The organism is Terriglobus sp. YAF25 (assembly GCF_052113305.1).
In the GTDB taxonomy this organism is placed as follows: domain Bacteria; phylum Acidobacteriota; class Terriglobia; order Terriglobales; family Acidobacteriaceae; genus Terriglobus.
Window position 1 is genome coordinate 1 of record NZ_JBFRCY010000853.1, and the last position, 1,742, is coordinate 1,742.

Here is a 1,742-nt window from a genome sequence, read left to right on the forward strand (position 1 = left end):
CGACCAGCCCTGGCACAAGCAGCCCTCGAAGGCGCCTGAGGAGGCTCCTCGCAGTCCCAAACCACCCGGCAAGGCCGCAAAAAGCGCAGTCTCACTCGGGAAGCTTCCCAAGGAGGAGCTTCCCGATTTTTTGAAGCCGCAGCTCGCCATAGAAGCTTTCACTCCGCCAACCGGCGCCAACTGGATTCATGAGCTCAAACTCGACGGTTATCGCATCCAGGCCCACATCGACCACGGCAAGGTAAAGCTATTCACCCGGCGCGGACTCGACTGGACACATCGCATGCGTCCTGTCGCCACCGCTCTGGCCAAGCTTCCAGTCACCACCGCCATTCTCGATGGAGAGCTCTGTGCTGTACGTCCGGACGGCACCACCAGCTTTGCCGATCTGCAGGCTTCCTTCGAGCATGGCGAGCGACGGCCGCTCACCTACTTCGTCTTCGACCTGCTGCATCTCGACGGTCACAACCTGCGCGAGCTGCCACTGCTCGAACGCAAGGCCATAGTCGAGAAGCTGCTGACGCAGCTGGACCATCCACAGATCCAGATCTCGCAGCATCTGCAGGGCGACGCGAATGCCATCTTTCAGAACGCCTGCAGCCTCCATGCTGAAGGCATCGTCGCCAAACGCGGCGATGCACCCCATCGCGCGACACGCTCGCCGGAGTGGCTGAAGCTGAAGTGTATTCGCCAGCAGGAGTTTGTCGTCGGAGGCTTCACGCTCCCCTCCAATGCCATTCACGGCGTAGGTGCACTCTTACTTGGTTATTACAACGACCAGAAGCAGCTTATCTATGCAGGCCGCACCGGCACAGGCTTCGATGCCAAGACTCATGCGATGTTGCGCGACAAGCTAAATGCGTTGCGACAGGCGAAGCCTGCTTTCCAGCGGGTCCCAAGCGAAGCCCAGAAGGGCGTGCTCTGGGTAAAGCCCGAGCTCGTCGCTCAGGTCACCTTCACTACCTGGACCGCCGACAATCTCATACGACAGGCCGCCTTCCAGGGCCTTCGCGAAGACAAACCTGCGGAAGAGGTGCGCCGCGAAGAGCCAACGGTCGCTCCCTCCGCGAAGCAGGAGAGAGGGAGGATGCCGATGACACAAGCAGCTATAAAACCCACGACGCAAAGTTCCATTGCAGCCCGAGTGGCGACGAAGAAGAAGACAACCGAAGACTCCGCGCCTGTCCGCCTGACGCATCCCGATAAGATTCTCGACGCCGCCAGCCACCTCACCAAACAGCAGCTCGCTAACTACTACTGGGCGATCGCACCGTACATGCTGCCCCACATCACCAATCGCCCGCTATCGCTGGTGCGATGCCCTGAAGGCTCCGGCAAACCTTGCTTCTTCCAGAAGCATGTGAATCACACGCTGCCTCCAGGAATTACGGGAACTCCTGTACCTGATAAAAAGACCGGCAAGATCGAACAGTACATCACCCTCTCCACACCGGAGGCACTCGCCGGCCTGGCACAGATGGGAGTGCTCGAGGTCCATCCCTGGGGATCACAGAACGACGATCTGGAACGGCCCGACCGCATCGTCATCGATCTCGATCCCGACACGGCAATCTCATGGAGCACGCTTTGCGATGCTGCCGCAGACGTACGCGATCGCCTGAAGAAGCTTGGCCTTACCTCCTTTCTCAAGACCACGGGAGGTAAAGGGCTGCATGTCGTCATTCCCATCAAGCCGAAACACGAGTATGCGGCGGTGAAAGAGTGGGCGCATGAGTTCGTGC

1 protein-coding gene is annotated in these 1,742 nt (G+C 59.6%); it reads left to right on the forward strand.

The features are described from left to right. On the forward strand, positions 1-1,742 hold a 1,742-nt coding region (gene ligD / locus AB4043_RS24505), incomplete at both ends, for a DNA ligase D (RefSeq protein ID WP_442308388.1).